This is a genomic window from Rhodanobacter sp. Root179 (genome assembly GCF_001428465.1).
Taxonomy (GTDB): Bacteria; Pseudomonadota; Gammaproteobacteria; order Xanthomonadales; family Rhodanobacteraceae; genus Rhodanobacter.
Window position 1 is genome coordinate 1 of record NZ_LMHR01000089.1, and the last position, 2,682, is coordinate 2,682.

Genomic DNA, 2,682 nt, shown 5'->3' on the forward strand with positions numbered 1-2,682 from the left:
CGCAGGCGCCGGAGTTGAAGGTGGAGGTGGCCGTCCAGTACGACTTGTTGGCCAGCGCGAACGTCTGGAACGCCTTCTTCACGTCCCAACCCGAGGTCTTGGCCAGCAGGCAGAACGCCTTGTTGTACACGCCGCTGGAGTAATGCACGTCGAGGCTGGAGGTGTAGTTGGCCGCGTTGTCGATCGAGCCGCCATCCTGCGGCGGGTTGCACATGTAGCGCAGCGCATCGCCGATGCCGGCGCTGGTCTTGACGATGTCCGCGCCGACCAGGAAGTCGGCCGCGCCACGGTCGTAGAACTCGGCCGCTTCGCCGGCGATGTCCGAGTACGCCTCGTTCATGCCGCCGGACTGGCCGCTGTATTCCAGGTTCGAATTCTGCTCGGTGTAGCCGTGGCTGATTTCGTGGCTGGTCACGTCCAGCGACACCAGCGGGTAGAACGTGCTGGCGCCATCGCCGAAGTTCATCGCCGAGCCGTCCCAGAACGCGTTCTCGTAATTGCTCTTGTAATGCACGTTCATGCGCAGCTGCATGTTCAGCGGCGGTGCGCCGGTGTAGGCGTTGTACATGTCGTGCACCACGCCACCAAAATGGTGGGCATCGTTGACCGGCGAGTAGGCGCCGTTGATCGCGTCGGTGTCGCTGTTGGAGCAGGTGAAGCTGACCACCGAACCGCCACTGGTGCCGTGGTTGAGGTTGTAGGTCTTCACGTTGGTGTTGACCAGCGTGCAGGTGCTGCCGGACTGGGTCACGTCGAGCGCCGCGTAGTCGGTGCCGTACAGATACTTGCCGGTCTTGGTGTTGCCGCCGGGACCCGTGGCCGAGGCGTCGGTCAGGCCGTTCCAGCTCTTGACCACTTCGCCGGTGTTGGCGTCGATGATCGCGGTCGGACGCGACGGATTCGCGCCGTTGACGAAGTACGACACGCGATAGACCAGGCGGGCAGTGCCATTGTCCTGCGGATACACGAACAGGTCGGTCTTCTGGTTGCTGATGGTGGTGCCACCGACCAGGGTGGTGTGCGCATGCGCCCTGAGTGCAGTGAGCGCACGGGCGGCATTCAACTTCGGGGCCACCGAGCTCAGGCCGAGCTGGGCGTCCTGCATCAGTTCACCCGAGGCGCGCAGGGCATTGCCCTGGGCGTCCTGAACCACGGCAATGCTGCGGCCGTAGACCGGCACGCCGCGATACATCTGCTGCTGGCGCACGACCTTGTGACCATTGGCGATGCTGACGGCGCTGCGCGGTGCCAGCGACATGTCCTGACCGAGGTTGAGCTGCGCAGCCAGCGAGCTGGCCGGCACCGCACCCAGGTTCTGTGCATGCAAGGTCTTGGTGGTGGCGGCGGTGGCGACCGAAGCGGTGGCCATGCCGATCGCGGCAACCAGCAATTTCAGACGGTAATGATTGGGCATTACAAACTCCTAGACAAATTATTAGGGACAATCGGACCCGATGCGGCCACAAGGACCCCATGCAGATTTGCCGTGCGAGGCACGGCCCCTTCTTCGTGTGCTGTCTAGCGATCCCAAACTACATCCGTATCGCCTGCCCTCCCCCTGACATTCCATGTACAGGCAGCGCGTGGATGCGTAATTGCAAGACGACGATGGCGTCGCCAAAGGATCATCCGCCGACCTCCCCGGAAAGCGGATGCGACACGTTATTCCTCGACAGGCAAGCTAGCTATCTGATTTTTTCCTACCCGGGGTGACAGACATCACAGCGACGGGACGGGTGCGTGGCGATACGAAACAGGTTCCGTTACGCGAAGGGAAAAGTTCGCTGACCGTGAAGTGATCTTCGCCAGTCGACGCGCTGTCGTGCCCATGGAGCGACTTGCAAAAACGCCTTGCTTCACGTCGTTGCATGCACAAAAAACCCCGGCCGAAGCCGGGGTTCCGAGCGAACTTGTCGCGAAGCTGCGCCGGTCATTCCGGCGCAACTTCGACCAGCTTCAGTTCATCGTTTCCGTCAGCGTCACGCCGGAGAACGTCTGGTACGCACGCACCTTGATGTAGTAGGTGGTGTTGCTGCTCGGCGTGAAGGTGCAGCTTTCGTTGTTGCCGGTCTTGTACGGACGGCAGTTGTACGAGCTGGTGGTCGGCGCGCTGCCGGCCCGCACGTACAGATCCGCATCACCGGTACCGCCGGAGATCGCGAAGGTCACGGTATGGCCGGCCTGTACCGTCTCGGTATAGGTGGACGACCAGTTGCCGGTACTCACGGTCGGCAGATCCACCGAGTCGCTACTGCCGCCACCGCCACCACCGCCGGTGCTGTACGACGCCTTCACCGTGACACCGGAGTAGGACGCGTAAGCGTGCACCTTGATGTAGTACTTGCCGGCGACGGGCGACGCCACGGTGCAGCTTTCCGAGTTGCCCGTCTTGTACGGACGGCAATCGTAGCTGCTGGTGGTCGGCGCGCTGCCGGCCTTGGTATACAGGTCCGCATCGCCGGTACCGCCGGAGATCGACATCACCAGGTTGGTGGCACCCGCGGGCACCGTGATGAAGTAGTCGTTGTCGGCGCCCGTCGAGGCCGACACGCCGGTCACGGCCACGTTGTTCTGCAGCTCGGTGGTCGTGCCACCACCACCGCCGCCACCCGGACAGGTCACGCCCACGCCGTTGAACGCGGTGATCACGTCATTCGCGTTGTAGCCCAGGTCGGTCGCCGC

At 63.0% G+C, this 2,682-nt stretch carries 2 protein-coding genes; both read right to left on the minus strand.

Features of this window, described 5'->3' with window-relative positions; translation table 11 throughout:
• Window positions 1-1,414, minus strand: a 1,414-nt coding sequence (locus ASD82_RS17220; RefSeq protein WP_056719190.1) for a M4 family metallopeptidase, incomplete at its 3' end; no start/stop codon positions are given.
• A gap of 542 nt (window positions 1,415-1,956) precedes the next feature.
• Window positions 1,957-2,682: PPC domain-containing protein (locus ASD82_RS17225; protein ID WP_235580751.1), on the minus strand; the 726-nt coding region annotated here is incomplete at its 5' end.